24 protein-coding genes are annotated in these 21,243 nt (G+C 61.6%); 10 read left to right on the plus strand and 14 right to left on the minus strand.

From position 1 onward, the window contains the following. Positions 1–381 (minus strand): succinate dehydrogenase, hydrophobic membrane anchor protein, encoded by a 381-nt coding sequence (gene sdhD, locus PR017_RS14355; RefSeq protein ID WP_111219750.1) that lies wholly within the window; start codon positions 379–381, stop codon positions 1–3. Between the two features lie 11 nt (positions 382–392). Then, positions 393–788, minus strand: a complete 396-nt coding sequence (gene sdhC, locus PR017_RS14360) for a succinate dehydrogenase, cytochrome b556 subunit (protein WP_111219748.1) — start codon at positions 786–788, stop codon at positions 393–395. Between the two features lie 303 nt (positions 789–1,091). Between sdhC and PR017_RS14365 the strand changes: the two genes are divergently transcribed. Beyond that, positions 1,092–1,649, plus strand: a complete 558-nt coding sequence (locus PR017_RS14365) for a hypothetical protein (RefSeq protein ID WP_111219746.1) — start codon at positions 1,092–1,094, stop codon at positions 1,647–1,649. Positions 1,650–1,652: 3 nt separating this feature from the next. Here the strand turns inward: PR017_RS14365 and PR017_RS14370 are convergent, their stop codons facing one another. From PR017_RS14370 to tsaD, 5 genes are read right to left on the minus strand one after another with little or no spacing between them, the layout of a single operon-like run. Beyond that, a complete protein-coding gene (locus tag PR017_RS14370) occupies positions 1,653–2,303 on the minus strand; it encodes a class I SAM-dependent methyltransferase (protein ID WP_111219744.1) in 651 nt (216 codons plus the stop codon). A gap of 7 nt (positions 2,304–2,310) precedes the next feature. Further along, positions 2,311–2,742 (minus strand): EVE domain-containing protein, encoded by a 432-nt coding sequence (locus PR017_RS14375; protein WP_111219742.1) that lies wholly within the window; start codon positions 2,740–2,742, stop codon positions 2,311–2,313. 2 nt (positions 2,743–2,744) lie between these two features. Then, complete coding sequence (locus PR017_RS14380; protein ID WP_111219740.1) at positions 2,745–3,038, minus strand: YciI-like protein; 294 nt, start codon at positions 3,036–3,038, stop codon at positions 2,745–2,747. A 27-nt stretch (positions 3,039–3,065) separates the two neighbouring features. Next, complete coding sequence (locus PR017_RS14385; RefSeq protein ID WP_111219738.1) at positions 3,066–4,055, minus strand: NAD(P)H-dependent glycerol-3-phosphate dehydrogenase; 990 nt, start codon at positions 4,053–4,055, stop codon at positions 3,066–3,068. Beyond that, on the minus strand, positions 4,052–5,149 hold the full coding sequence (gene tsaD / locus PR017_RS14390; RefSeq protein ID WP_111219736.1) for a tRNA (adenosine(37)-N6)-threonylcarbamoyltransferase complex transferase subunit TsaD: 1,098 nt from the start codon (positions 5,147–5,149) through the stop codon (positions 4,052–4,054). Before tsaD ends, PR017_RS14385 begins: the two co-directional genes overlap by 4 nt. Before the next feature lie 74 nt (positions 5,150–5,223). Between tsaD and hemC the strand changes: the two genes are divergently transcribed. Genes hemC through PR017_RS14420 form a run of 6 tightly spaced genes read left to right on the plus strand, consistent with a single transcriptional unit; the run spans position 5,224 to position 11,038 of the window. Next, positions 5,224–6,153: a hydroxymethylbilane synthase gene (gene hemC, locus PR017_RS14395; RefSeq protein WP_111219734.1), complete on the plus strand. Its 930-nt coding sequence runs from the start codon at positions 5,224–5,226 to the stop codon at positions 6,151–6,153. Between the two features lie 3 nt (positions 6,154–6,156). Further along, complete coding sequence (locus tag PR017_RS14400) at positions 6,157–6,903, plus strand: uroporphyrinogen-III synthase (protein WP_111219732.1); 747 nt, start codon at positions 6,157–6,159, stop codon at positions 6,901–6,903. Positions 6,904–6,963: 60 nt separating this feature from the next. Continuing rightward, a complete protein-coding gene (locus PR017_RS14405) occupies positions 6,964–8,169 on the plus strand; it encodes a COG4223 family protein (RefSeq protein WP_111219730.1) in 1,206 nt (401 codons plus the stop codon). A 9-nt stretch (positions 8,170–8,178) separates the two neighbouring features. Further along, entirely contained in the window at positions 8,179–9,819 is a 1,641-nt protein-coding gene (locus PR017_RS14410; RefSeq protein WP_111219728.1) for a heme biosynthesis protein HemY, read from the plus strand. Positions 9,820–9,831: 12 nt separating this feature from the next. Beyond that, positions 9,832–10,317, plus strand: a complete 486-nt coding sequence (locus PR017_RS14415) for a tellurite resistance TerB family protein (RefSeq protein WP_111219726.1) — start codon at positions 9,832–9,834, stop codon at positions 10,315–10,317. Then, entirely contained in the window at positions 10,307–11,038 is a 732-nt protein-coding gene (locus PR017_RS14420) for a glutamine amidotransferase (protein WP_111219724.1), read from the plus strand. The genes PR017_RS14415 and PR017_RS14420 overlap by 11 nt, the downstream gene beginning before the upstream one ends. A gap of 5 nt (positions 11,039–11,043) precedes the next feature. Here PR017_RS14420 and PR017_RS14425 read toward each other — a convergent pair whose 3' ends face one another. Further along, positions 11,044–12,291 (minus strand): MFS transporter, encoded by a 1,248-nt coding sequence (locus PR017_RS14425; RefSeq protein WP_111219722.1) that lies wholly within the window; start codon positions 12,289–12,291, stop codon positions 11,044–11,046. 103 nt (positions 12,292–12,394) lie between these two features. Between PR017_RS14425 and PR017_RS14430 the strand changes: the two genes are divergently transcribed. Both PR017_RS14430 and PR017_RS14435 read left to right on the plus strand, forming a co-directional pair. Beyond that, positions 12,395–12,739: a YggT family protein gene (locus tag PR017_RS14430; RefSeq protein WP_111219720.1), complete on the plus strand. Its 345-nt coding sequence runs from the start codon at positions 12,395–12,397 to the stop codon at positions 12,737–12,739. Next, positions 12,736–13,050, plus strand: a complete 315-nt coding sequence (locus PR017_RS14435; protein ID WP_111219718.1) for a DUF167 domain-containing protein — start codon at positions 12,736–12,738, stop codon at positions 13,048–13,050. Before PR017_RS14430 ends, PR017_RS14435 begins: the two co-directional genes overlap by 4 nt. Here PR017_RS14435 and ppa read toward each other — a convergent pair whose 3' ends face one another. The 5 genes from ppa to PR017_RS14460 all read right to left on the minus strand — a co-directional run bounded on the left by ppa (position 13,051) and on the right by PR017_RS14460 (position 19,312). Continuing rightward, the gene (gene ppa / locus PR017_RS14440; protein ID WP_111219716.1) at positions 13,051–13,593 is read right to left on the minus strand and encodes an inorganic diphosphatase; all 543 of its coding nucleotides are present in this window, start codon (positions 13,591–13,593) and stop codon (positions 13,051–13,053) included. It abuts the gene before it with no gap. A 185-nt stretch (positions 13,594–13,778) separates the two neighbouring features. After that, complete coding sequence (locus tag PR017_RS14445; RefSeq protein WP_111219714.1) at positions 13,779–14,285, minus strand: GNAT family N-acetyltransferase; 507 nt, start codon at positions 14,283–14,285, stop codon at positions 13,779–13,781. 203 nt (positions 14,286–14,488) lie between these two features. After that, positions 14,489–16,303, minus strand: a complete 1,815-nt coding sequence (gene typA, locus PR017_RS14450) for a translational GTPase TypA (protein ID WP_111219712.1) — start codon at positions 16,301–16,303, stop codon at positions 14,489–14,491. Between the two features lie 187 nt (positions 16,304–16,490). Further along, positions 16,491–18,554, minus strand: coding sequence for a M3 family metallopeptidase (locus tag PR017_RS14455; protein ID WP_111219710.1), 2,064 nt, complete (start codon positions 18,552–18,554; stop codon positions 16,491–16,493). Between the two features lie 116 nt (positions 18,555–18,670). Beyond that, on the minus strand, positions 18,671–19,312 hold the full coding sequence (locus PR017_RS14460) for a LysE family translocator (protein ID WP_111219708.1): 642 nt from the start codon (positions 19,310–19,312) through the stop codon (positions 18,671–18,673). 150 nt (positions 19,313–19,462) lie between these two features. Between PR017_RS14460 and PR017_RS14465 the strand changes: the two genes are divergently transcribed. After that, on the plus strand, positions 19,463–19,942 hold the full coding sequence (locus tag PR017_RS14465; RefSeq protein ID WP_111219706.1) for a MarR family winged helix-turn-helix transcriptional regulator: 480 nt from the start codon (positions 19,463–19,465) through the stop codon (positions 19,940–19,942). A 62-nt stretch (positions 19,943–20,004) separates the two neighbouring features. Here the strand turns inward: PR017_RS14465 and PR017_RS14470 are convergent, their stop codons facing one another. Continuing rightward, the gene (locus PR017_RS14470; RefSeq protein ID WP_111220027.1) at positions 20,005–21,228 is read right to left on the minus strand and encodes an argininosuccinate synthase; all 1,224 of its coding nucleotides are present in this window, start codon (positions 21,226–21,228) and stop codon (positions 20,005–20,007) included. Between the last annotated feature and the right edge of the window lie 15 nt (positions 21,229–21,243).

Raw genomic sequence — 21,243 nt, forward strand, 5'->3', positions numbered from 1 at the left:
TTATCCTACGAACGCGATTTTCAGAATGGCGAAGAGACATAGCCCAGCGACGACGATCGAAAAGAACGTGTTGAGCATCAGCAAGACGATCTTGCCGACTTCGCCATGGACATAGTCCTCGATGACCACTTGCATTCCGAGACGCATGTGAACAACGCCGGAGATCACCATAAGCGCCATGACGACGGCCACGAACGGGTTCGAAAGTGCATGCACGACAACGGCGTAAGGCGCGCCGGCGTAGATCATCAGGAAAATGACGAAGAACATGAACAGCGGCACGTTGGCGACGGCAGTCAGCCGCTGGCGCCAGAAATGCTCGGTGCCGTCCTTGGCCGAACCAAGACCGCGAACGCGGCTGAGAGGGGTGCGCATATCCATGACCAGAACCCTCAGAAGCGCATCGCCAGGCCGACGGCCCAGACGACGGCGGTAAGACAGAGCGAACCTATCAGGTTTGCGATAGCGAGCTTCGTGGAGAAATGTTTTTCGAACCCGTAGCCGAGATCCCACATGAAATGGCGGAAGCCACCCAGCATGTGGTGCAGCAAGGCCCACGTATAGCCCAGCAGGATGAGGCGACCGATGATCGTCCCGAGGAACCAGTTGGCCCAGTCGAAATAGAACTGGCCCGACGCCGCAGCGACAAGCCACCATACGACCAAGAGGGTGCCGACGTAGAGCGCAATACCGGTGATGCGGTGTACGATCGACATGATCATGGTTGGAATTGGTTTGTAGATTTGCAGATGCGGCGATATTGGCCGATTTTGTGTGACGTTCGCCATCTAGACCTCGCGGCGTTACGATGCGCTTCCAATGTGGGCAAGCCCGGGCAACACACCAGTGACAAAGTCCTATGTGCGTTGCATCAATCGCGTGGTTTAATCACCGAAATGCCTGCCGACAAGCACTATTGCTATCCTCGGAAAATTTAATCGATTGACGTCATCCACACGCCGATTTCGCCGTATTACACTGTTGCGAGTTAACCATCCGGCCCGGTTTGTTGCCCGCGGCGTGGACTTGGTCTTCCATTTCCGGCACTCTTCCTTAACTTTTTGTTAACGATTATTTGTCCGGAGGCCGGTATGCCTGGTGTTTTCTCGCGAATCGGTACGATCTTTGCTGCTGCAGCACTGTGCGGAACCCTCACGTTGCCTGTTCTGGCAAACGACTACCACAGCCAGGGCCGGACCATTTTTCATCAGCGAGCGCACGCCCCTGGCTTTCGGGACCGCGAGAGTGGCGGACACCGCTTTTACGCCCACGACCGCCGCCCTCGCGAGGGGCGCAGCCGTTTCGATGACAACGGTTATCGCAGCGATGCGCCCGAGCGGCAATTTACCAACGGGCACATGCGTGGAAACCATTTGCGGATGCTGGCGTCCCGGGATTTTTCGACGCGGCGTGGCGGTGGCATCGCCGTCATCGAGAGCCGTCAGCCGGACTATGATTTCATCAGCAATTACGCAGGCTCGGTCGATGTCTACCATGCAAATGGCGGCACCTACATCACCGGCTATGGCGACGGCGGCTACACCGGGTCGAGCGCCCCTGTCATGGCCCCCCGCGCAAAGATCATCGATGTTGCCCGGACGCGCAATGGCTGCGCCTATGAAAACGGCGTCTGCGTCATCAGGCCCTGATCGTCAGTCTGCGCAGAACCGCCACACGGTCGTCTTCTTGATGTCACTGTCCTCGAGCGCGCGCGTCACCGGCACTTGATAGGTCGCCTGGAATGCAAGGCCCGCTTTCGGCAGGTAGGCTCGCCCGGGATCGCCGACGAGAACGACGATGCCCCGGGAGGTCAGTGCCGATAGCCAGGGGACGAGCCGGTCTGCAAATTCGCGATCGTAGAACACGTCGCCAGCGAGCAGCACGTCCGCGTCGAGGGGAAGGCCGACGATATCATTGCCGGAAAAACCGATATCGACGCGATTTTCAGCAGCATTCAGCCGCACTGCCGTTTCCGCCCAGGGATCGATATCCACCGCCAGCACCTTTGCAGCACCCGCATGTGCGGCGGCAATGGCCACCAGCCCCGATCCACTGGCAAAATCCACCACACGCTTGCCGGCGACGACATCGGGGTTATCGAGTACGAAACGCGCCAGGCCCTGACCTCCCGCCCAGGCGAAAGCCCAGAACGGCGGCGGTAGGCCGATCTCCTGCAGTTCCTCTTCGGTCTTCAGCCAGAGGTCATGGGCTTCGCTCGCCAGATGCAGCCGGATCTGAGGCACATGCGGCGGCGCCATCACATCGGTGTTGGCGCGGATAAACGCTTCCGGCTCGGTCTTCACTCGCGGCTCAGCGGGGCGGATTGTCGAGGCCGCCCATCCGGCAGACCTCCAGATATTCCTCGTCGGTGACCGGTTGCACGGACAGCCGCATAGAGGTCACCAGCGACATTTTCGCCAGCTTCTCGCTCGCCTTGACATCCTTCAGCGTCACCGGCTCCGGCATATCGCAGACGGCGCGGATGTCGACGCAATCCCACTTCGGATCGCCCTTGGCGCTGGAATCCGGATGCGACAAGGCGCAGACCTCTATGATACCGACGATCTCAAGCCCTTCGTTCGAGTGGTAGAAAAAGCCCTTGTCGCCGATCTTCATCGCCCGCATGTGGTTGCGCGCCAGATAGTTGCGCACGCCGGTCCATTCGGTGCCGGCCTCGCCCGCATCCTTCTGCGCCTGCCAGCCCCAGGTCTTCGGTTCGGATTTGAACAGCCAGTGAGCCACGATCACGCCTCCGGCTTGTTGAATACCCAGTTGAACGGCTTGACCTCGACGCTCTCGAACAGGCCGGCCTTGGCATAGGGGTCGGCATCGGCCAGCGCCTGCGCATCGGTGAGCGACGCCGCTTCGACGATCACCAGGCTGCCGCAGGGCTTTTCATCCGGTCCGAGAAACGGACCGGCCATCTTTAGAGTGCCCTCGTCATTCAGCTTGTTCAGATGCTCGACATGGGCCGGGCGGGTGTCTATGCGGACGTGCAGATGGTCGGGTTTGTCCTTGCAGAGAAAAGCGAAAAGCATAGGTTTGCTCCTGTTTTGTGGTCAGATCTATTCGGTGGTGATCGGCCGCGTCATCAACTGCTCGATGGCGTCGGAAATATCGAGCGTGCCATCAATAATGGCCGCGACCGCTTCGGTGATCGGCATGGAGATGCCGAGTTCGGCGGCAAGCCGCACCGCGACGGAAGCGGCAAGCGCTCCTTCGACCAGCGCCCCTTGCGCCGGATCCCGAAGCTCGCCGCGACCAAGCGCGATGCCGAAGCGCAGGTTGCGCGACTGGTGGCTGGTCGCAGTCAAGACGAGATCGCCGAGGCCGGAGAGGCCACGCACCGTCTCCGCCTGCCCGCCCTGCGCGCCGACGAAGCGCGACATCTCGGCCAGCCCCCTGCTGATCAGCGCGGCGCGGGCTGAATCGCCGATGCCACGGCCTTCGACGATGCCACAGGCAATCGCCAGCACGTTCTTCAGCGCGCCGCCCAATTGCACGCCGATCCGGTCGTCGGAAGCATAGAGCCTGAACGTCCGCCCCGAAATCGCCTGCGCCAACCGTTCGGCATCAGCCATGTCCCCGGCGGCGACAGCCATTGCCGTCGGCAGCCCCTTGGCAATATCGGCGGCAAAGCCGGGACCTGATAGCACTGCGATGGCGTGATGCGGCAATTCGCGTTCCAGCATCTGCGTCAGCAACGAACCGGAGACCCGGTCGATCCCCTTGGCACAGGTGACGACGACGGCATCCTTCGAGAGGTATTGTCCATACTGCCGGGCTGCATCCGCTTGTGCCTGCGACGGCATGGCGAAAAGGATTATATCGGCATGGGAGACCGCATCCGGCTCGGCGGAAAAGTTGAGCCCATCGGGAAGCGCAATACCGGGCAAAGCCGCTTCGTGCCGGCGCTCGGCGGCAAGTCTGGCCATCAGCGCCGCATCGCGGCCGACGAGCACCACCTCGTTGCGCCCGGCCTGGGCAATGACGGAGGCCAGCGCCGTTCCGAAGGCGCCGGCGCCGATGACGGCGATGCGCTCCGTCCCACTCATGATTTCGCGCCCCGCCGGCCATGGCCGATCAGCGCCGCAGCATTGGCGTCCAGCGGCCAGCGCGAGCGCGGCGCGACCGAGAGATCGTCTGCAGGCTGACCAGTCGCCATCCGCTCGAGGCCGGCCCAGGCGATCATCACGGCATTGTCGGTGCAAAGATGCAGCGGCGGGGCGATGAAGCGGAAGCCCTGCTGGTCGCATAGCTCCTGCAAGGTCCGGCGCAATTCGAGATTGGCGGCGACACCGCCGGCTACGACCAGCGCCGGGCGATCCGACAATTGCGGAAACTCGGTCTTGAAGCGTTGCAGCCCGCGCCCGATGCGATCCTTCAGCGTCCGTGAAATGGCCTTCTGGAAAGAGGCACAGATGTCGGCGATATCCCGATCCGAAAGCGGCGCGATTTCCATTGCAGCCTGCCGCACGGCGGTCTTCAGACCGGAGAATGAAAAATCGAGCCGCACTTCACCTACCAGCGGCCTGGGGAAAACGAACCGGTCGGCATTGCCGGTCTTTGCCGCCTTTTCCACCGCCGGACCGCCGGGATAGGGCAGGCCCAGCAGCTTGGCCGTCTTGTCGAAGGCTTCGCCGAGCGCATCGTCGATGGTCGTGCCCCAACGCTCGTAGACGCCGACGCCGCGCACCAGGATCAATTGCGTGTGGCCGCCGGAGACCAGCAGCATCAGGTAGGGAAAGGCCAGCCCATCAGTCAGTCGCGCGGTCAACGCGTGGCCTTCGAGGTGGTTGATGGCATAGAGCGGCTTGCCCGAGGCACGCGCCATCGCCTTCGCCGTCATCAGCCCGACCAGAAGACCACCGATCAACCCTGGACCTGACGTCGCGGCAATCGCATCGACGTCGGCAAGCGACACATTGGCGCGTTTCAAAGCTTCTTCGATGAGCGTATCAAGCGCCTCGACATGGGCGCGAGCCGCGATTTCGGGGACCACGCCGCCATAGGCACTGTGTTCCTCCATCTGGCTGAGAACGACGTCCGACAACACAGAGCACTGCCCGTCCGACCGGCGTTCGACAACGGCAGCGGCGGTTTCGTCACAGCTTGTTTCGATGCCGAGAATGCGGAGAAAGGGCGTCATGGAACCTGAACGTCGGATTGCGGTGCTGGCGAAACCTGTTTACGAGAACTGTCGGTAACAACGGATCAATACGGATGCAAACGAAACCTTTCCGGATCGGCACGCGCGGTAGTCCGCTGGCGCTGGCCCAGGCCCACGAGGCGCGAGACCGGCTGATTGCTGCCCATGGCCTGCCCTCGGAAATGTTCGAGATCGTCGTCATGACGACGATGGGCGACCGCATTACCGACCGCTCGCTCGCTGAAATCGGCGGCAAGGGGCTGTTCACCCAGGAACTCGAACTGCGGCTTTTGACCGAAGACCTGGACTTTGCCGTACATTCCGCAAAAGACATGTCCACCAAGCTACCGGAGGGCCTTTATCTCTCTGCCTTCCTGCCGCGCGAAGATATCAGGGACGCCGTGATCGGCCGCACGGCGCCGAGCCTGCTGGAATTGCCACATGGCGCAACGGTCGGCTCTGCATCGCTTCGCCGACAGGCGCTGATCCGACGCATGCGGCCGGATATCAACGTCATCGTCTTTCGCGGCGCAGTCGATACCCGGTTGCGCAAGTTGCGCGAAGGCCAGGCCGATGCCACGCTTCTGGCTGTGGCCGGGCTGAAGCGACTGGGCAAGTTTGACGTGCTCACCGAGATACTCGACCCAGACGCCTTTCCGCCAGCCCCGGCACAGGGCGCAATTGCCATCGAAAGCCGTGTGGGCGACGTCCGCACCAATACGCTGCTGGCGCCGATCAACGACATTCCCACCTTCGACACCGTCTCCTGTGAGCGCGGCTTTCTCGCGACGCTCGACGGCTCCTGCCGCACGCCGATTGCCGGCTACGCCACCTGCGAAGGCGATAATTTGCGCTTTTTCGGCATGATCCTTACCCCGGACGGTCGCATCGAGCACAACATAACCGTCGAAGGCCGGCGCTCGGATGCCGAAGCCCTTGGCGCTGCTGCCGGCGAGGCGGTACGCGACAAGGCCGGCCCGACCTTTTTCAACAGCTGGAGCTGACAGATGCGCGTGCTCGTCACCCGTCCCGCAGCATCGGGCGAGCGCACCGCGAAAAAGCTCGAAGCACGCGGCCATGAGGCGCTCCTTCTTCCGCTGACGGCACCAGTCCACGATCCCACGGCGGCATCGGCGGCACTGGACAACTCGACCGGCGCCATTGCCGTCACCAGCGCAGAGGCGCTCCGTGCTTTGCAGGCCATCGGCCCGGCGCTCTCCGCACATCTCGGCCGCCCGCTCTTTGCCGTCGGCAGGGCAACCGCCGATAAGGCCGTCGCAGCCGGTTTCAATACTGTCCACCATTCCCAAGGCGATGGCGTCGAACTCGCCGATCTAGTTGCCAGCCAGAAATTCTTGTTGGGTGATCGTCCGCTGACTTATCTCGCGGGTTTCCCCCGTGCGTCAGGCTTCGAAAAGCGGCTTTCCCTGCACGGCGTCCCGTTCGACTGCATCGAATGCTACCGCATGGAGCAGGTAGAACCGCCTGAAACATTGCTGCAGAGCCTTTTCAGCGACATTCCCGTCGATGCGGTACTCTTCTATTCCAGCCACACCGCCAGACGGTTTTTTGGCCTCGCTTTAGTATCCAGGCATCTCGAGCAGCTGAAAAAGACGCGGCTTCTATGCATGAGCGCGACGATTGCCACAATCGTCCCCTACCCGTTGCGCTCAGCGGTCGAAATAGCGGAAATCCCGGAGGAAGACAGCATGCTCGGCCTTCTCGATCCCGATCCGAGCGCTAAATTGATCTAAGCTCTTTCCATAAACCGCTTCACTGTCTACCTTCTTCGCAGTGCATCACATGAGGACGCCATGATCCCCGGTAATCCGCCGCATCATACGAAGCCCGACGAAGAGCCCGTAACGATCGATCTGGAAGCCAATGCGGCTGACCGCCGCGAAGCCGAGGTCGAAAGTCACAAGGACGAAATCGGCACCTCCGCCACGGACCCAGTGGACATCAAGCCGCAGCCCGAGCCGGAACCGGCATACGAGCCCGCCGGAACAACGCCGACAGAGCCACCGGCCCCGACAGCCACGGCGCCTGTAAACAGCACCACGGGCCTCATTGCAGCCGGTATCGTCGGCGGCCTGATCGCGCTGATCGGTGCCGGAGCGCTGCAATATGCAGGCGTCCTGCCCGCCGCTTCCGGAAACGATAAGCAGCAATTCACGTCGCTGGACTCTGAGATCGACGGGCTGAAGCAGAGCGTCGCCAATCTGGCCACCTCTCCCGCAGCAACGCCGGATACCGCGCTGGAAGCACGCATCGGCGCGCTAGAGGCAGTCATCAAGAACAACCCGCAGGCAGCGACCGCCAACGGCGCATCACCCAGCGCCGTGGATACCGCCTCCGCCCAGAAAATTTCCGATCTGACCTCTGAAGTCGACCAGCTGAAAGCCAGCCTGACGCAGACCTCGCAGACGCAGGCCACGACCGGCGCCGACATCAGCAAGCGGCTGGACGACGCTGAAAAGAAACTGAACGACCCGGGCAAGGATGTGGCCGTTGCCCAGGCAATCGCTGCTGCCGGGCTCAAGGCGGCGATCGATCGCGGCGGGCCTTTCCGCGCCGAACTCGATACCTTTGCCGGCGTCTCTCCCAACGACCCGACAGTGGAAACCCTGGGCAAGTTTGCCGAAACCGGTGTGCCATCGCGCGCGGAACTGATCCGCCAGGTTCCCGATGTCGCAACCGCGATTATCGGGGCGGCAGAAAAGCCGGCTGAAAACCAGGGCTGGAGCGACCGCCTGATGGAAAGCGCCAAGTCGCTTGTGACCGTTCGCCCCGTCGGCAATATCAAGGGCGACGGCGTCGACGCCATCGCCGCCCGCTTCGAGGACAAGATCCGCAACGGCGACCTGCCGGGCGCCGTCAGCGAGTGGAACAGTCTCCCGGAAACCGGCAAGATGGCATCGGCGGCGTTCAAACAGTCGATCGAAGCCAGGATCAAGGTCGAGGATCTCGTCGGTGAAACCCTTTCGAAGGCGATTGCCGGCGCCGGCAAGCAGAGCTGAGGTAAGAACATGATCGTCAGACTGCTTGTCTTTATCGTCCTGATCCTTGCACTCGGCTACGGCTTCTCCTGGCTGGCCGATCGTCCGGGCGACCTGTCGCTGATGTGGGGCGGCGAGCTCTACCAGACCAAGCTGATTGTCGCCGCCAGCCTTCTGATCGCCATCGTCGCCGCTGTCATGATCGTCTGGTCGCTGCTGCGGATGATCTGGACCTCGCCCCATTCCGTCAGCCGCTACTTTCGCGCCCGCAAGCGTGACCGCGGCTATCAGGCATTGTCGACCGGGCTGATTGCTGCCGGCGCCGGCAATGCGCTGCTGGCCCGCAAGATGGCTGCTCGTTCGCGTGGCCTGATCCGCGCCGACCAGGAACCGCTGATCAGTCTTCTGGAAGCGCAGGCAGCGCTGATCGAAGGCAACCACGACGAGGCGCGCGCCAAGTTCGAGCTGATGGCCAAAGATCCGGAGACCCGCGAGCTGGGCCTCCGTGGCCTCTATCTCGAAGCCAAGCGCCTCGGTGCCGACGAGGCTGCCCGGCAATATGCAGAACAGGCGGCCGACAAGGCACCCTACCTGCCTTGGGCGGCGCAGGCGACGCTCGAATATCGCAGCCGCGCCGGCCGCTGGGACGACGCTATCCGTCTTCTCGACCAGCAGAAGGTCGCAAGGGTCATCGGCAAGGACGAGGCAAACCGTCTGCGCGCCGTGCTTCTGACGGCACGCGCCACCGACCGGCTCGACGCCAACCCCACCGGTGCACGCGACGACGCGCTGGCCGCCCTGAGGCTTTCCGACAATCTCGTGCCAGCCGCCCTGATTGCCGCCAAGGCGCTGTTTCGCGAAGACAAGATCCGCAAGGCCGCTGCAGTGCTGGAGGATGCCTGGAAGGTTTCTCCCCATCCTGAAATCGGCCGCGCCTACGTTCGCGCCCGCAGCGGCGACAGCGTGCTGGACCGCCTGAAACGCGCCGAGAAGCTGGAAGCACTGCGGCCCAATAATGCAGAGGCATTGCTGATCACGGCGCAGGCAGCACTCGATGCCGGCAATTTTGCCGTCGCCCGCAGCAAGGCGGAAGCAGCCGCGCGCATGGAGCCCCGCGAGGGCGCCTTCATGTTGCTTGCCGATATCGAGGACGCCGAGACACGCGACCAGGGGCGCACCCGCCATTGGCTCGCCCAGGCCTTGCGCGCACCGCGCGACCCGGCCTGGATGGCCGATGGTTTCGTGTCCGACAACTGGCTCCCGGTCTCTCCCATTTCGGGCAAGCTCGATGCATTCGAATGGCGGTCGCCTTTCAGCCAGCTTGAAGGCCCAGTCGAGGAAGGCACCGTCGCTTCGTTCGAGACAGCGCTCCGCAACCTGCCGCCACTGGCAGATCTGCGTCCGGCCGCTGCTCCAGTATCCGCACAACCTGTCCAGCAACGACCTGAAGCCGCCAAGCCCTCGACAGCAGGTCCGTTGCCCGCGAGCCCCACGCCCGCCAGGCCCATGCCTGCCAGAACGCAGCCATCGACGGCACTGGTCACCGTGACAAAACCCGAAAGCCCGAAAAAGCCGGAGCACCGCCCATTCTTCGGCGGCGCTCCGGACGATCCGGGTGTCCGCACCACAAAGGCAGATCCGGAACCCAAGACCCGGCTGAAGCTTTTTTAAGAATGAAACCGCATGTTTGAACGCTTCCAGGAATTCTTTCAAAGTCTGACGACAGATACTTCGAAAACCGGCCTTGCGCCCGACGATCCCCGGATCTCGGTGGCGGCGCTCTGCATCCAGGTGATGGAAGCCGATGGCAAGGTGGAGGCCAGCGAGAAGAAGGCGCTGCGACGGTTGCTCAAGGACCAGTACGGCCTCGACGGCCGTGAGCTGGACGCGCTGATCGCGGCAGGCACCGAGGCCGAGAACGAGGCAGTCGACTATTTTCGCTTTACCTCGGATCTCAAGCGCCATCTCGACAGCGACCAGCGCATCGAACTGATCGGCATCCTCTGGGATATCGTCTATGCCGATGGCGAGCGCAGCGAGATGGAAGACGATGCCATCTGGCGCATTGCCGAGTTGCTGGGCGTTTCCGGTCGCGAGCGCATCATGAAGCGGCAGGAGGCAGCAGCACGGGTGCCGGGCCTCGCCGTGGAGGCCGACGATGCGGATTGAGGCGGCCAACAGCTGCCACCGCCGGCCGATCCTGATCGTGTTGCACCAGGAGCGCTCCAGCGCCGGACGCGTCGGGCAGATGCTGCTGCAGAAGGGTTACGACCTGGATATTCGCCGTCCCGTCCTTGGCGATCCCCTGCCGGAAACCCTTGAAGCCCACGGCGGCGCAGTCGTCTTCGGTGGACCGATGAGTGCCAACGACACCGATCCCTTCGTGCGCTCGGAAATCAACTGGCTGGATGTCCCGCTGCGGGAGAACCGCCCATTCCTCGGTATCTGCCTCGGTGCCCAAATGCTGGTGCGCCAGCTGGGCGGCAAGGTGCAGGCCCGACCGGATGAAAAGGCCGAAATCGGCTGGTATCCGCTGCATCCGACCGAGCGCGGCCGTCAGCTGATGCGCTGGCCGCCGATGGTCTACCACTTCCACAGCGAAGGCTTCGATCTTCCCGCTGGAGCGGAGCTTTTGGCAAAGGGCGATACCTACCCCAACCAGGCATTCCGCTATGGCGACAACGCCTGGGGCTTGCAGTTTCACGCCGAACTGACCCGCGTCATGATGCAGCGCTGGGTCGTCCACGGTGCCCATCGCTTCGCACTGCCCAACGCCCAGCAGGGTCGAGATCATCTTGAAGGCCGCATGCTTTTCGACGGTGCGCTCAGGCAGTGGTTGTCGGAGTTTCTCGATATCGTCTTCGAGACGCAGGTCGCGGTCGCGGCCTGAACCGATCAGGCTGACCCTTTTTCATCCGGGGCATCCAGCGTGTCGATCTTGCGCAGCTGCGGAAAGCCTATGGCCCAGATGATCGCGACTGCCAGGGTGCCGACACCGCCGATCACGACTGCCGGCACCGCCCCGAATACGGAGGCCATCGTCCCCGCGCGGAATTCGCCGAGCTCGTTCGACGCACCGACAAAGACCATGTTGACCGCGTTGACCCGGCCGCGAACATGGTCGGGGGTCCACAAGGCAATCAGGGTTTCGCGCACATAGACCGAGATCATGTCTGAAGCACCCATGATCATCAGGGCGACGATCGACAGCCATGGCGTGCTGGACAGGCCAAAAATCAGCGTACCCACACCAAACATCGCCACTCCGGCAAACATGTACACGCCCGCCCGATGGCGCAGCGGATAGGTCGCCAGCAGTACCGCCGTGACGATAGCCCCGACACCCGGTGCAGCCCGCAGCAACCCGAGCCCCCAAGGCCCGAGTGTCAGGATATCGCGGGCAAAAATAGGCATCAGCGCCACGGCGCCGCCGAGCAGCACCGCGAAGAGGTCGAGAGAGATAGCACCGAGGACGACCCTCTCAGACCATATGAAGCGGTATCCGGCAAGGATTGTGCTCCAGTTGGTTGCCATGCCGGTGCTCCGCTGGGCGGGCTTGGCAATCATCTGGATCAGGATGGCTCCGAGAATTGAAAACACCGCGGCCACCGCATAGGCAAAGCTTGGCCCGAGCCCATAGAGCAGACCGCCCGCAACGGGACCGACGATTGCGGCAGTCTGCCACGAGGACGAATTCCAGGCGACGGCATTCGACAGGTCTTCGGGCGGAACGAGATTAGGCGCCAGCGACTGGGTGGCTGGCCCCAGGAAAGCGCGTTCGATCCCCATGATGGTGAGAATGCCGAAGACCGGCAACGGCGCGAATGATCCCGTAGACGTCATCACCCACAGCGCCACGGCACAGAGCGCACCGACCAGCGTGCAGATTGCCACGATGTGGCGGCGGCTGTAGCGATCCGCAACCGAACCGGTGACCAGCGTCAGAAGCAGCGACGGCAGGAACTGCACGAGGCCGATGAGGCCCAGGTAGATGGCACTGCCGGTCTGGTCGTACATCTGCCATCCGACGGAGACGCTGATGATCTGCGCGGCGAAGGAAACAAGAAAACGGGCAAAGAAGAAACGCGTGTAGGAAACATGGCGGAATGCAGCGAAGCGATCCGCAGACGAGATAAGCGACATGAAGGGCTTTCCGTTAGCGACCGCCACAGATCCCCACGGCCGTTAAACATGATTCATCGTGCCGGCGGGCATACCACTTGCTCGCGCCTTCGCCAATGTCTACATGTCTGTCAATCGCGAAATGGAGACGTACATGTCCGGAATACTTCTGGCGCTCTTTCAAGTCATTGATATCGTCTTGCAGCTTTACGTCTACATCCTGATAGCCAGCGCCATCTTCTCGTGGCTCTACGCCTTCAACGTGATCAATTCGAGCAACCAGTTCGTGAACTCGGTCGGCCGCTTCCTCTTCAATGTCACCGAGCCGGTCCTCAATCCCCTCCGGCGCATCCTGCCGAACCTCGGCGGCATCGACATTTCTCCGATCGTCGTGCTGTTGATCATCTTCTTCATCCAGGCGGTACTGCATAACACCGTCTACCCGGCCCTCCTTCAACTGACGATGTGAGCAGCGCCTGGCGCAAGCTTGCAGACAATGTCCGATTATCCGTCCGGCTGACACCGAATGGCGGCCGCGATGAGATCGGAGGCATCGAAACCGGCGCCGATGGCGAGGTCTATCTCAAGGTGCGCGTCAGCGATGTGCCCGAAAAGGGAAAGGCCAACAAGGCGCTGGTCGCCTTGTTGGCGAAAAGGCTCTGCCTGCCGAAATCCTCCATCAGCATCATATCCGGCGACACAGCGCGCAAAAAAATCCTCCGGATCGATGGCGACCCGGAGGAAATAAGCAATGCTCTCGATGCTGTCTTAGAAGCCTGATCAGGCCTTCTTCTCGGCCGCGTTGTGACGGGCGATAGCTTCGAGGATCATCTCGCCAGCTTCCTTGGCACCCTTCCAGCCGTAGATCTTCACCCACTTGCCGGGCTCCAGGTCTTTGTAATGCTGGAAGAAATGCTCGATCTGCTTGATGGTGATATCAGGCAGGTCAGTGTATTCCTTGACCTTCTCGTAGCGCAGCGTCAGCTTCGGCGACGGAACGGCGATGATCTTCTCATCCTTGCCGGAATTGTCTTCCATCATCAGTACGCCGATCGGGCGAACATTGATGACACAGCCGGGGATGAGCGGCCGGGTGCTGGCGATCAGTACGTCGATCGGGTCGCCGTCTTCAGACAGCGTGTGCGGCACGAAGCCGTAATTTCCCGGATAGGTCATCGGCGTGTAGAGGAAACGATCGACCACCAGCGTGCCGGCTTCCTTGTCCATTTCGTACTTGATCGGATCGCCGCCGACCGGCACTTCGACGATGACGTTGACGTCTTCAGGTGGATTTTTACCAATGGAAATTGCGTCGATGCGCATGGGAGTCCCCTAAACTATGATAGCTGCCAGCCACTTAATCGGAAATAACCGGTAAGGCAACAGGGCTTCGAATGCATGGCCCGGTTTGAGCCAAGGCCAAAAACCGCGACACCTACCGATGAATTGTCGGCAAAATTACGACCGCCTCCGCATTGGGGCCCGGCGACCGCCGTCGCCAGCCTGCCTCACGGCCAGACGAAGCCGATCTTCTTTACCTGCTCATCGCCGAAGGTCTCGAGCCCCTCGCAGAAGTCGAGCCCACCGTGACTGCGATAGAAACGTTCGGCATTCTCGTTGTCTTCGAGGCACCAAACGACCATGCCCTTGCAGCCGAGCGACTTCAGAAGGCGCCGTGCTTCGCCAAACAGCAGACGGCCGAGGCCGATCCCCTGATATTCCGGACGGAGATAAAGCTCGTAGATCTCGCCTTCCTGCGGCAGCGCGCGCGCCCGGTTGAGGCCAAGTGTCGCATAGCCTGCAACAGTGCCGGCAACGTCGAGAACGAGCAGGGTCGCCGGTCCGCGTGTCGCCCGGCGCCACCACGCTTCGCCGCGCCGCTCGATCATCTGCGACAGTGCGCGGTGTGGAATGATGCCGGTGTAGGCATACTGCCAGGACAGCCGATGCGTCTCCGAAATGGCTCGGGCATCATGCGGTTCAGCCCGCCGGACATCAATCGATAACGTTTTCATAACGCCTACTCTGGCCCGGCAACTGCAAATTAACCATCCAGCAATATTGCCGGGAACCGTTTGCCCACAGGCTTTATGTGTGGACGTGCGCCAAACGTTAACTCTTTTTTAACGGGCGTCACAAGAGACCAAAAATCGAACATGCAAATAAAAAACCCCGATGCAAGCACCGGGGTTTGAGGTCTTCTAAGTGCCGAAAAGCCTTACGCGCTCTTCTTGCCGAAACGCTTGCGATCGTTCGGGTCCAGATAGGTCTTGCGCAGGCGGATGGACTTCGGCGTGACTTCCATCAGTTCGTCGTCCTGGATCCAGGAAAGCGCTCGGTCGAGGGTCATGCGGATCGGCGGCGTCAGGCGAACTGCCTCGTCCTTGCCGGCCGACCGGATGTTGGTCAGCTGCTTGCCCTTCAACACGTTGACTTCGAGGTCGTTGTCACGTGTGTGAATGCCGATGATCATGCCGGCGTAAACCTTTTCACCAGGCTCGATCATCATCGGGCCGCGATCTTCCAGGTTGAACATGGCATAGGCTACGGCTTCGCCGGACTGGTTCGACAGAAGCACGCCGCTGCTACGGCCGCCGATGTCGCCCTTGTAAGCCTGGTAGCTGTGGAAGAGACGGTTCATCACGGCGGTGCCGCGAGTATCCGTCAGCAGTTCCGACTGGTAGCCGATCAGGCCGCGTGTTGGCGCGTAGAATACCAGACGCAGACGATTGCCGCCCGACGGACGGAGTTCGACCATCTCGGCCTTGCGTTCGGACATCTTCTGCACAACGATACCGGAATGCTCTTCGTCGACGTCGATGACGACTTCTTCGATCGGCTCCAGCTTGTTGCCGTTCTCGTCATCGTGCATGACGACGCGGGGACGCGACACAGCCAGCTCGAAGCCTTCGCGGCGCATGGTTTCGATCAGAACGGCGAGCTGCAATTCGCCGCGGCCGGACACGTAGAACGAATCCTTGGCTTCCGACTCTTCAACCTTCAGCGCGACGTTGCCTTCGGCTTCTTTCATGAGGCGGTCGCGAATGACGCGCGAGGTAACCTTGTCGCCTTCGGTGCCTGCAAGCGGGCTGTCGTTGACGATGAAGGACATGGTAACGGTCGGCGGATCGATCGGCTGTGCGTGCAGCGGCTCGGTGACCGACGGATCGCAGAATGTATCCGCAACCGTGCCCTTCGAGAGACCGGCGATTGCAATGATGTCGCCTGCAAATGCTTCGTCGATTGGCTGGCGCTCGATGCCGCGGAAAGCGAGGATCTTCGAGATACGACCGGTTTCGATCGTCTTTCCGTCAACGCCCATGACCTTGACCGGCTGGTTCGACTTGATCGAGCCGGAATGGATACGACCGGTGATGATGCGGCCGAGGAAGGGGTTGGCTTCGAGCAGCGTCCCGATCATGCGAAACGCGCCTTCGCCAACGGTCGGCTCCGGAACATGCTTGAGCACGAGGTCGAGCAACGGGCCGAGGCCCTGGTCCATAGGACCTTCAGGTGCAGTGTTCATCCAGCCGGCACGGCCGGAACCGTAGAGGATCGGGAAGTCGAGCTGTTCGTCAGTGGCGTCGAGCGCAGCAAAAAGGTCGAAAACTTCGTTGACGACTTCTTCGTGACGCGCGTCCGGACGGTCGATCTTGTTGATCGCGACGATCGGGCGAAGGCCGACCTTAAGCGCCTTGCCGACCACGAACTTGGTCTGCGGCATAGGACCTTCGGCAGCATCGACCAGAACGATAGCGCCGTCCACCATCGAAAGGATACGCTCGACTTCGCCGCCGAAGTCGGCGTGGCCAGGGGTATCGACGATGTTGATGCGAACGTCTCTCCAGACGACCGAGGTCGCCTTGGCCAGGATCGTGATGCCACGTTCCTTTTCAAGTTCGTTCGAATCCATCATGCGCTCAACGGTGCGCTGGTTGTCGCGGAACGAACCGGACTGCTTCAGGAGTTCGTCGACAAGCGTCGTCTTGCCGTGGTCAACGTGCGCGATGATCGCGATATTTCGCATAGACATATGGGCTACTCGGAGGGTTTGCGGGCAGCCAATTGCGCGGCCCTTATCTTCGGTTGAGGCGCTCATAGCCTGTTTTTCGCATTTGCGAAAGGGGGGGCGCGACAAAGCCGCGTCTTCCCTGCCCCAGCGCAATCGCATGGCTGGGACAGGGTATGCTGTTCAATTGATCAACCGCCGGCACAAAGCCTTATGCGGCCAAGCCTTTTTGCGCCAGCATGGCATCCGGGCTCGGCAGTTTTCCCCGAAACGCCCGGTAGGCATCTTCCGGGTCGATGGAGCCGCCGACCGAATAGATGTGAGCCTTCAGCTTCTCGGCCATCTCGGGGTTGAACGCATCGCCGGTTTCCGTGAAGGCTGCGAAGGCGTCGGCGTCGAGCACCTCGGACCACATGTAGGAATAGTAGCCGGCCGAATATCCGTCACCCGCAAAGACGTGCTGGAAATGCGGGCTGGCGTGGCGCATTACCATCGATTGCGGCATGCCGAGCGTGGCCAGTATCTTTGCCTGTTCCGCCATCGGATCCTCGACCGGCCCGCGCGTGTGGAATGCCATGTCGACGAGAGCCGACGAGGTAAACTCGACGGTGTTGAATCCGGAGTTGAAGGTCCGGGCGGCCAGGACCTTGTCGAGCAGCGCCTGCGGCATCGGCTCGCCGGTCTGGTAGTGGACGGCATAGGTCTTCAGGATATCGGGCACCGTCAGCCAGTGCTCGTAGAGTTGTGACGGCAATTCGACGAAATCGCGCGATACGCCCGTACCGGCCACCGACGGGTAGGTGACATCGGACAGCATGCCGTGCAGCGCATGGCCGAACTCGTGGAACAGCGTGTAGGCATCTCCCATCGACAGCAGCGCCGGCTTGCCTTCGGCCGGCTTGGCGAAATTGCAGACGTTGTAGATGATCGGCCGCTCGCCCACCGCGCCGTTCTTCAACGGCAGCTTGTGCTGGGACTGGAAGGCGCTCATCCAGGCGCCGGACCGCTTCGACGGCCGAGCAAAATAGTCGCCGAGGAACATTGCCACAAGCTTGTTTGAGCGGTCGCGGATTTCAAAGACGCGGACATCGGGATGATAGGCCGGTGCATCGTGGATCTCGACGGCATGAAGGCCGAAGAGGCGGCCGGCAACGTCGAAGCAGGCAGCGATGATCTTGTCGAGCTGCAGGTATGGCTTCAGTTCGGCCTCGGAAAAATCAAACCGCTCCGTGCGGATCTTTTCCGAATAGAAGCGCCAGTCCCAGGGCATGACATCGTGGTTGCCACCGCCCGCCTTGATCAAGGCCGCAATATCCGTCTCTTCTTCCCGCGCCCTGGCGACTGCCTTGGCCCAGACCGTGGTCAGCAGATGGTTCACCGCCTCGGGCGTCTTCGCCATGGTGTTGTCGAGCTTCAGTTCGGCATAATTGCCATAGCCGAGCAACCTCGCCTTTTCGAAACGCAGCGCCAACGTCTGGCGGATGATATCGCGATTGTCCGTCTCCCCGCCGTTGCGGCCGCGCGCCACCCAGGCCTCGAACGCCTGCTCGCGCAGGTCGCGACGCTCGGAAAAAGTCAGGAACGGCTCTATGATCGAACGCGACAGCGTCACCGCGTACTTGCCTGCATCGCCACGCTCCGTTGCAGCTGCCGCCATGGCCTCGGTGACAAAACCCGGCAGGCCGGCAAGATCGGCCGCGTCGGACAGCACCAGCGCCCAGCCTTTCTCGTCGGCCAGCACGTTCTGGCCGAAGCTGGCGCCGAGGCCTGCCAGCGTCTCGTTGATTGCAGCCAGCCGCTCCTGCTCCGGTTTTGCGAGCTTTGCGCCAGAGCGCACGAAACCTTTCCAATGACGCTCCAGCACGCGGCTTTCCTCGAGCGTCAGGCCGAGCGTATCTCGCATTTCCCAGAGTGCATCGATCCGGGCAAACAGCGCGGCGTTCATGCCGATCTTCGAATAGTGGCGCGACATCTTGGGCGCGATCTCGCGCTCCAGACCCTGGATCACGTCGTTGGTATGGGCACCGGCCTTGCTCCAGAACAGCGACGAGACGCGCGACAACTCGTCGCCGACGATCTCCAGGGCGACGATGGTGTTGGCGAAAGTCGGTGGCTCCGGATTGTTGGCAATCTGGTCGATCTCGACGTTGTGCAGTTCCATCGCCGCATCGAAGGCCGGCCCGAAATCGGCGTCATGGACGCGGTCGAAGTGCGGCAGTCCCTCATGCCCTGTCCATTCGACGAGGGCGGGATTGACGGAGAGTTGCGATGACATGGGACATCCTTTCGGCATCAGATTGGTCACGGGCATATAAGAACGCCGGGCCGGCAATGGTATGGTGATCGCAGCCTGCCGGCAAAACGGTGCGGCGGCGACGTGTTGGAAAGGCATCAGGCCCTGCGCCACCCAAGCAGCCCCGGCGCGGAATGCCAGAGCGCCTGCGCAGCAAAGCCCATGAACAAAACCCCGGAGCAGCGCACGATGACGCGTTCGTGGGACCGATAGAGCCGACGCACGGCCCCGGCACCGATGATACCGATGAGAATGATATCGGCGGCCACGAACCCGGCAAAGGCAACGCCCAGCAGCAACGGAAGCTCGCTGAACTGCAAGGCACTGGCCGAACCGGCGACAAGCGCCGTGAAGGTCGCGAGCGCCACCGGATAACCCTTCGGATTGGTGACGCCGAAGATAAGGCCGCGTCGAAAGGGGCGTTCGACTGCGATCATCGCCGCTCCGTCGACCCGAGGCTTGGCAGTCACCGCGTGCCAGCCGATCCAGGCGAGATAGAGGCCACAGAACAGGCCAAGAAGATCGAACACGAGGCTTCCGATGGTCCGCGCACCGATGATTGCGGTCAAGGCCAGGGCAGACCACATCAGATCGCCGAACAGATGGCCGCACATGAAAAGTGCCCCCGCCCTTCGCCCCTGGCCAGCGCCTATTCCCAGCAGCGCCAGAAAAGCCGGACCGGGAATGAGCACGTAAAACAGTGCGGCAAGGAAAGTGCCGGCAATCAGGGAGGAGGTCATGGCACGGTTTCCGCTTGATTTGCGGCCAGCTTAACGCCGGCACTGCGGGCGTCAAGGCGCCCTTGTCGCCGGCAAAGATTCAATTGTGTTCACGCTATAGAGTGATTAAGGAAAACCAGAGAGAACCGCGATAAAGAGCCGAGAAACGCAATGAGCATCACAATAGATACGGATACGCTCGCATTTCTCGTAGCCGATTGTGCACGGCTGATGCGAATGGCTTTCGAGAAACGGATCTCGTCGGCTGGCCTTGGAATCACGGCCGGCGAGGCAAGAACCCTTGTTCAGATTGCTGCGGTCAACGGCAGCCGACAGCTCGACATCGCCATACGCATGGGGCTGGAGCCGATGACGGTCAGCGCTTTCCTCGACCGCCTGCAGGCCCGCGGGCTGATCGAACGTCAGCCCGACCCCCTGGACCGCCGTGCAAAGCGGATACTCCTGTCGGATGCTGCCGAAGACATGATCCGCGCCATCAGCATCGAAATCGCGGCCGTACAGCAGGAAGCAACGATGGGGCTGGACGAGCAGGCTTTGTGCGATGTGAGCAAGGCCCTCAAAAGCTTCCGGCTCAACCTGCAGAAAGTCGAACAACCCGCAATCGAAAACGCCCCGATCACGGACAGCTGAATTTTCCCGAGCGAGATGCCTGCCACCATCAACGGTGACAGGATTTGTCTAGGCTCGATGGCTCAGTTCGACAGGTTGCGCTTGCCGAGCGTGCGCAGGCGCAGGGCGTTGAGCTTGATGAAGCCGGCTGCATCCTTTTGGTCGTAGGCGCCCTGGTCGTCCTCGAAGGTGACCAGCTTGTCGGAATAAAGCGACTTCGGGCTTTCGCGGCCGATGACCATGACATTGCCCTTGTAGAGCTTCAGCGTCACTTCGCCCTCGACATGCTCCTGGCTCTTGTCGATCGCCGCCTGCAGCATTTCGCGCTCCGGCGAGTACCAGAAGCCGAAATAGATCAGCTCCGCATAGCGCGGCATCAGTTCATCCTTCAGATGCGCAGCCCCGCGATCGAGCGTGATCGATTCCATCGTCCGGTGGGCGGTCAGCAGGATCGTGCCGCCGGGCGTCTCGTAAACGCCGCGCGACTTCATTCCCACATAGCGGTTCTCGACCAGATCTAGACGGCCGATACCGTTGTCGCGGCCGTAATCGTTGAGGGTGGCCAGCAAGGTCGCCGGGCTCATCCTGATGCCGTTGACGGACACCGCATCGCCGCGCTCGAAGCCAACCTTGATGATGGTCGCCTTGTCGGGTGCGGATTCCGGAGAAATGGTGCGCATATGCACATATTCCGGCGCTTCCTGCGACGGGTCTTCCAGAACCTTGCCCTCGGAGGACGAGTGCAGCAGGTTGGCATCGACCGAGAACGGCGCTTCGCCCTTCTTGTCCTTGGCAACCGGGATCTGGTGCGCTTCGGCAAAGGCCAGCAGGTCTGTCCGCGACTTGAAGTTCCAGTCGCGCCAGGGGGCGATGATCTTGATATCGGGGTTCAGCGCGTAGGCCGCGAGTTCGAAACGAACCTGGTCGTTGCCCTTGCCGGTGGCGCCATGGGCGATGGCATCGGCGCCGGTCTTGCGGGCGATCTCGATCAGGTGCTTGGAGATCAGCGGCCGGGCAATCGACGTGCCGAGCAGGTAGACGCCTTCATAGACGGCATTGGCGCGGAACATCGGGAAGACGAAATCGCGGACGAACTCTTCGCGGACATCCTCGATATAGATTTCCTTGATGCCCATCATCTCGGCCTTCTTGCGGGCCGGCTCCAGCTCTTCGCCCTGGCCGAGATCGGCCGTGAAGGTGACGACTTCGGCGCCGAGTTCCGTCTGCAGCCATTTCAGGATGATCGAGGTGTCGAGACCGCCGGAATAAGCGAGAACGACTTTTTTCACGTCTTTGTGCGATACCATGATGATGAGGTCCGT

Source organism: Rhizobium tumorigenes, assembly GCF_003240565.2.
GTDB lineage: Bacteria > Pseudomonadota > Alphaproteobacteria > Rhizobiales > Rhizobiaceae > Rhizobium > Rhizobium tumorigenes.

Coding starts and splice junctions, on each gene's coding strand:
- PR017_RS14400 (WP_111219732.1), top strand. CDS start 6,157: ATGCGCGTGCTCGTCACCCGTCCCGCAGCATCGGGCGAGCGCACCGCG.
- hemC (WP_111219734.1), top strand. CDS start 5,224: ATGCAAACGAAACCTTTCCGGATCGGCACGCGCGGTAGTCCGCTGGCG.
- PR017_RS14470 (WP_111220027.1), bottom strand. CDS start 21,228: ATGGTATCGCACAAAGACGTGAAAAAAGTCGTTCTCGCTTATTCCGGC.
- PR017_RS14405 (WP_111219730.1), top strand. CDS start 6,964: ATGATCCCCGGTAATCCGCCGCATCATACGAAGCCCGACGAAGAGCCC.
- PR017_RS14430 (WP_111219720.1), top strand. CDS start 12,395: ATGTCTGTCAATCGCGAAATGGAGACGTACATGTCCGGAATACTTCTG.
- sdhC (WP_111219748.1), bottom strand. CDS start 788: ATGGCGAACGTCACACAAAATCGGCCAATATCGCCGCATCTGCAAATC.
- typA (WP_111219712.1), bottom strand. CDS start 16,303: ATGTCTATGCGAAATATCGCGATCATCGCGCACGTTGACCACGGCAAG.
- ppa (WP_111219716.1), bottom strand. CDS start 13,593: ATGCGCATCGACGCAATTTCCATTGGTAAAAATCCACCTGAAGACGTC.
- sdhD (WP_111219750.1), bottom strand. CDS start 381: ATGGATATGCGCACCCCTCTCAGCCGCGTTCGCGGTCTTGGTTCGGCC.
- PR017_RS14410 (WP_111219728.1), top strand. CDS start 8,179: ATGATCGTCAGACTGCTTGTCTTTATCGTCCTGATCCTTGCACTCGGC.
- PR017_RS14365 (WP_111219746.1), top strand. CDS start 1,092: ATGCCTGGTGTTTTCTCGCGAATCGGTACGATCTTTGCTGCTGCAGCA.
- tsaD (WP_111219736.1), bottom strand. CDS start 5,149: ATGACGCCCTTTCTCCGCATTCTCGGCATCGAAACAAGCTGTGACGAA.
- PR017_RS14415 (WP_111219726.1), top strand. CDS start 9,832: ATGTTTGAACGCTTCCAGGAATTCTTTCAAAGTCTGACGACAGATACT.
- PR017_RS14460 (WP_111219708.1), bottom strand. CDS start 19,312: ATGACCTCCTCCCTGATTGCCGGCACTTTCCTTGCCGCACTGTTTTAC.
- PR017_RS14385 (WP_111219738.1), bottom strand. CDS start 4,055: ATGAGTGGGACGGAGCGCATCGCCGTCATCGGCGCCGGCGCCTTCGGA.
- PR017_RS14380 (WP_111219740.1), bottom strand. CDS start 3,038: ATGCTTTTCGCTTTTCTCTGCAAGGACAAACCCGACCATCTGCACGTC.
- PR017_RS14445 (WP_111219714.1), bottom strand. CDS start 14,285: ATGAAAACGTTATCGATTGATGTCCGGCGGGCTGAACCGCATGATGCC.
- PR017_RS14420 (WP_111219724.1), top strand. CDS start 10,307: ATGCGGATTGAGGCGGCCAACAGCTGCCACCGCCGGCCGATCCTGATC.
- PR017_RS14425 (WP_111219722.1), bottom strand. CDS start 12,291: ATGTCGCTTATCTCGTCTGCGGATCGCTTCGCTGCATTCCGCCATGTT.
- PR017_RS14455 (WP_111219710.1), bottom strand. CDS start 18,554: ATGTCATCGCAACTCTCCGTCAATCCCGCCCTCGTCGAATGGACAGGG.
- PR017_RS14465 (WP_111219706.1), top strand. CDS start 19,463: ATGAGCATCACAATAGATACGGATACGCTCGCATTTCTCGTAGCCGAT.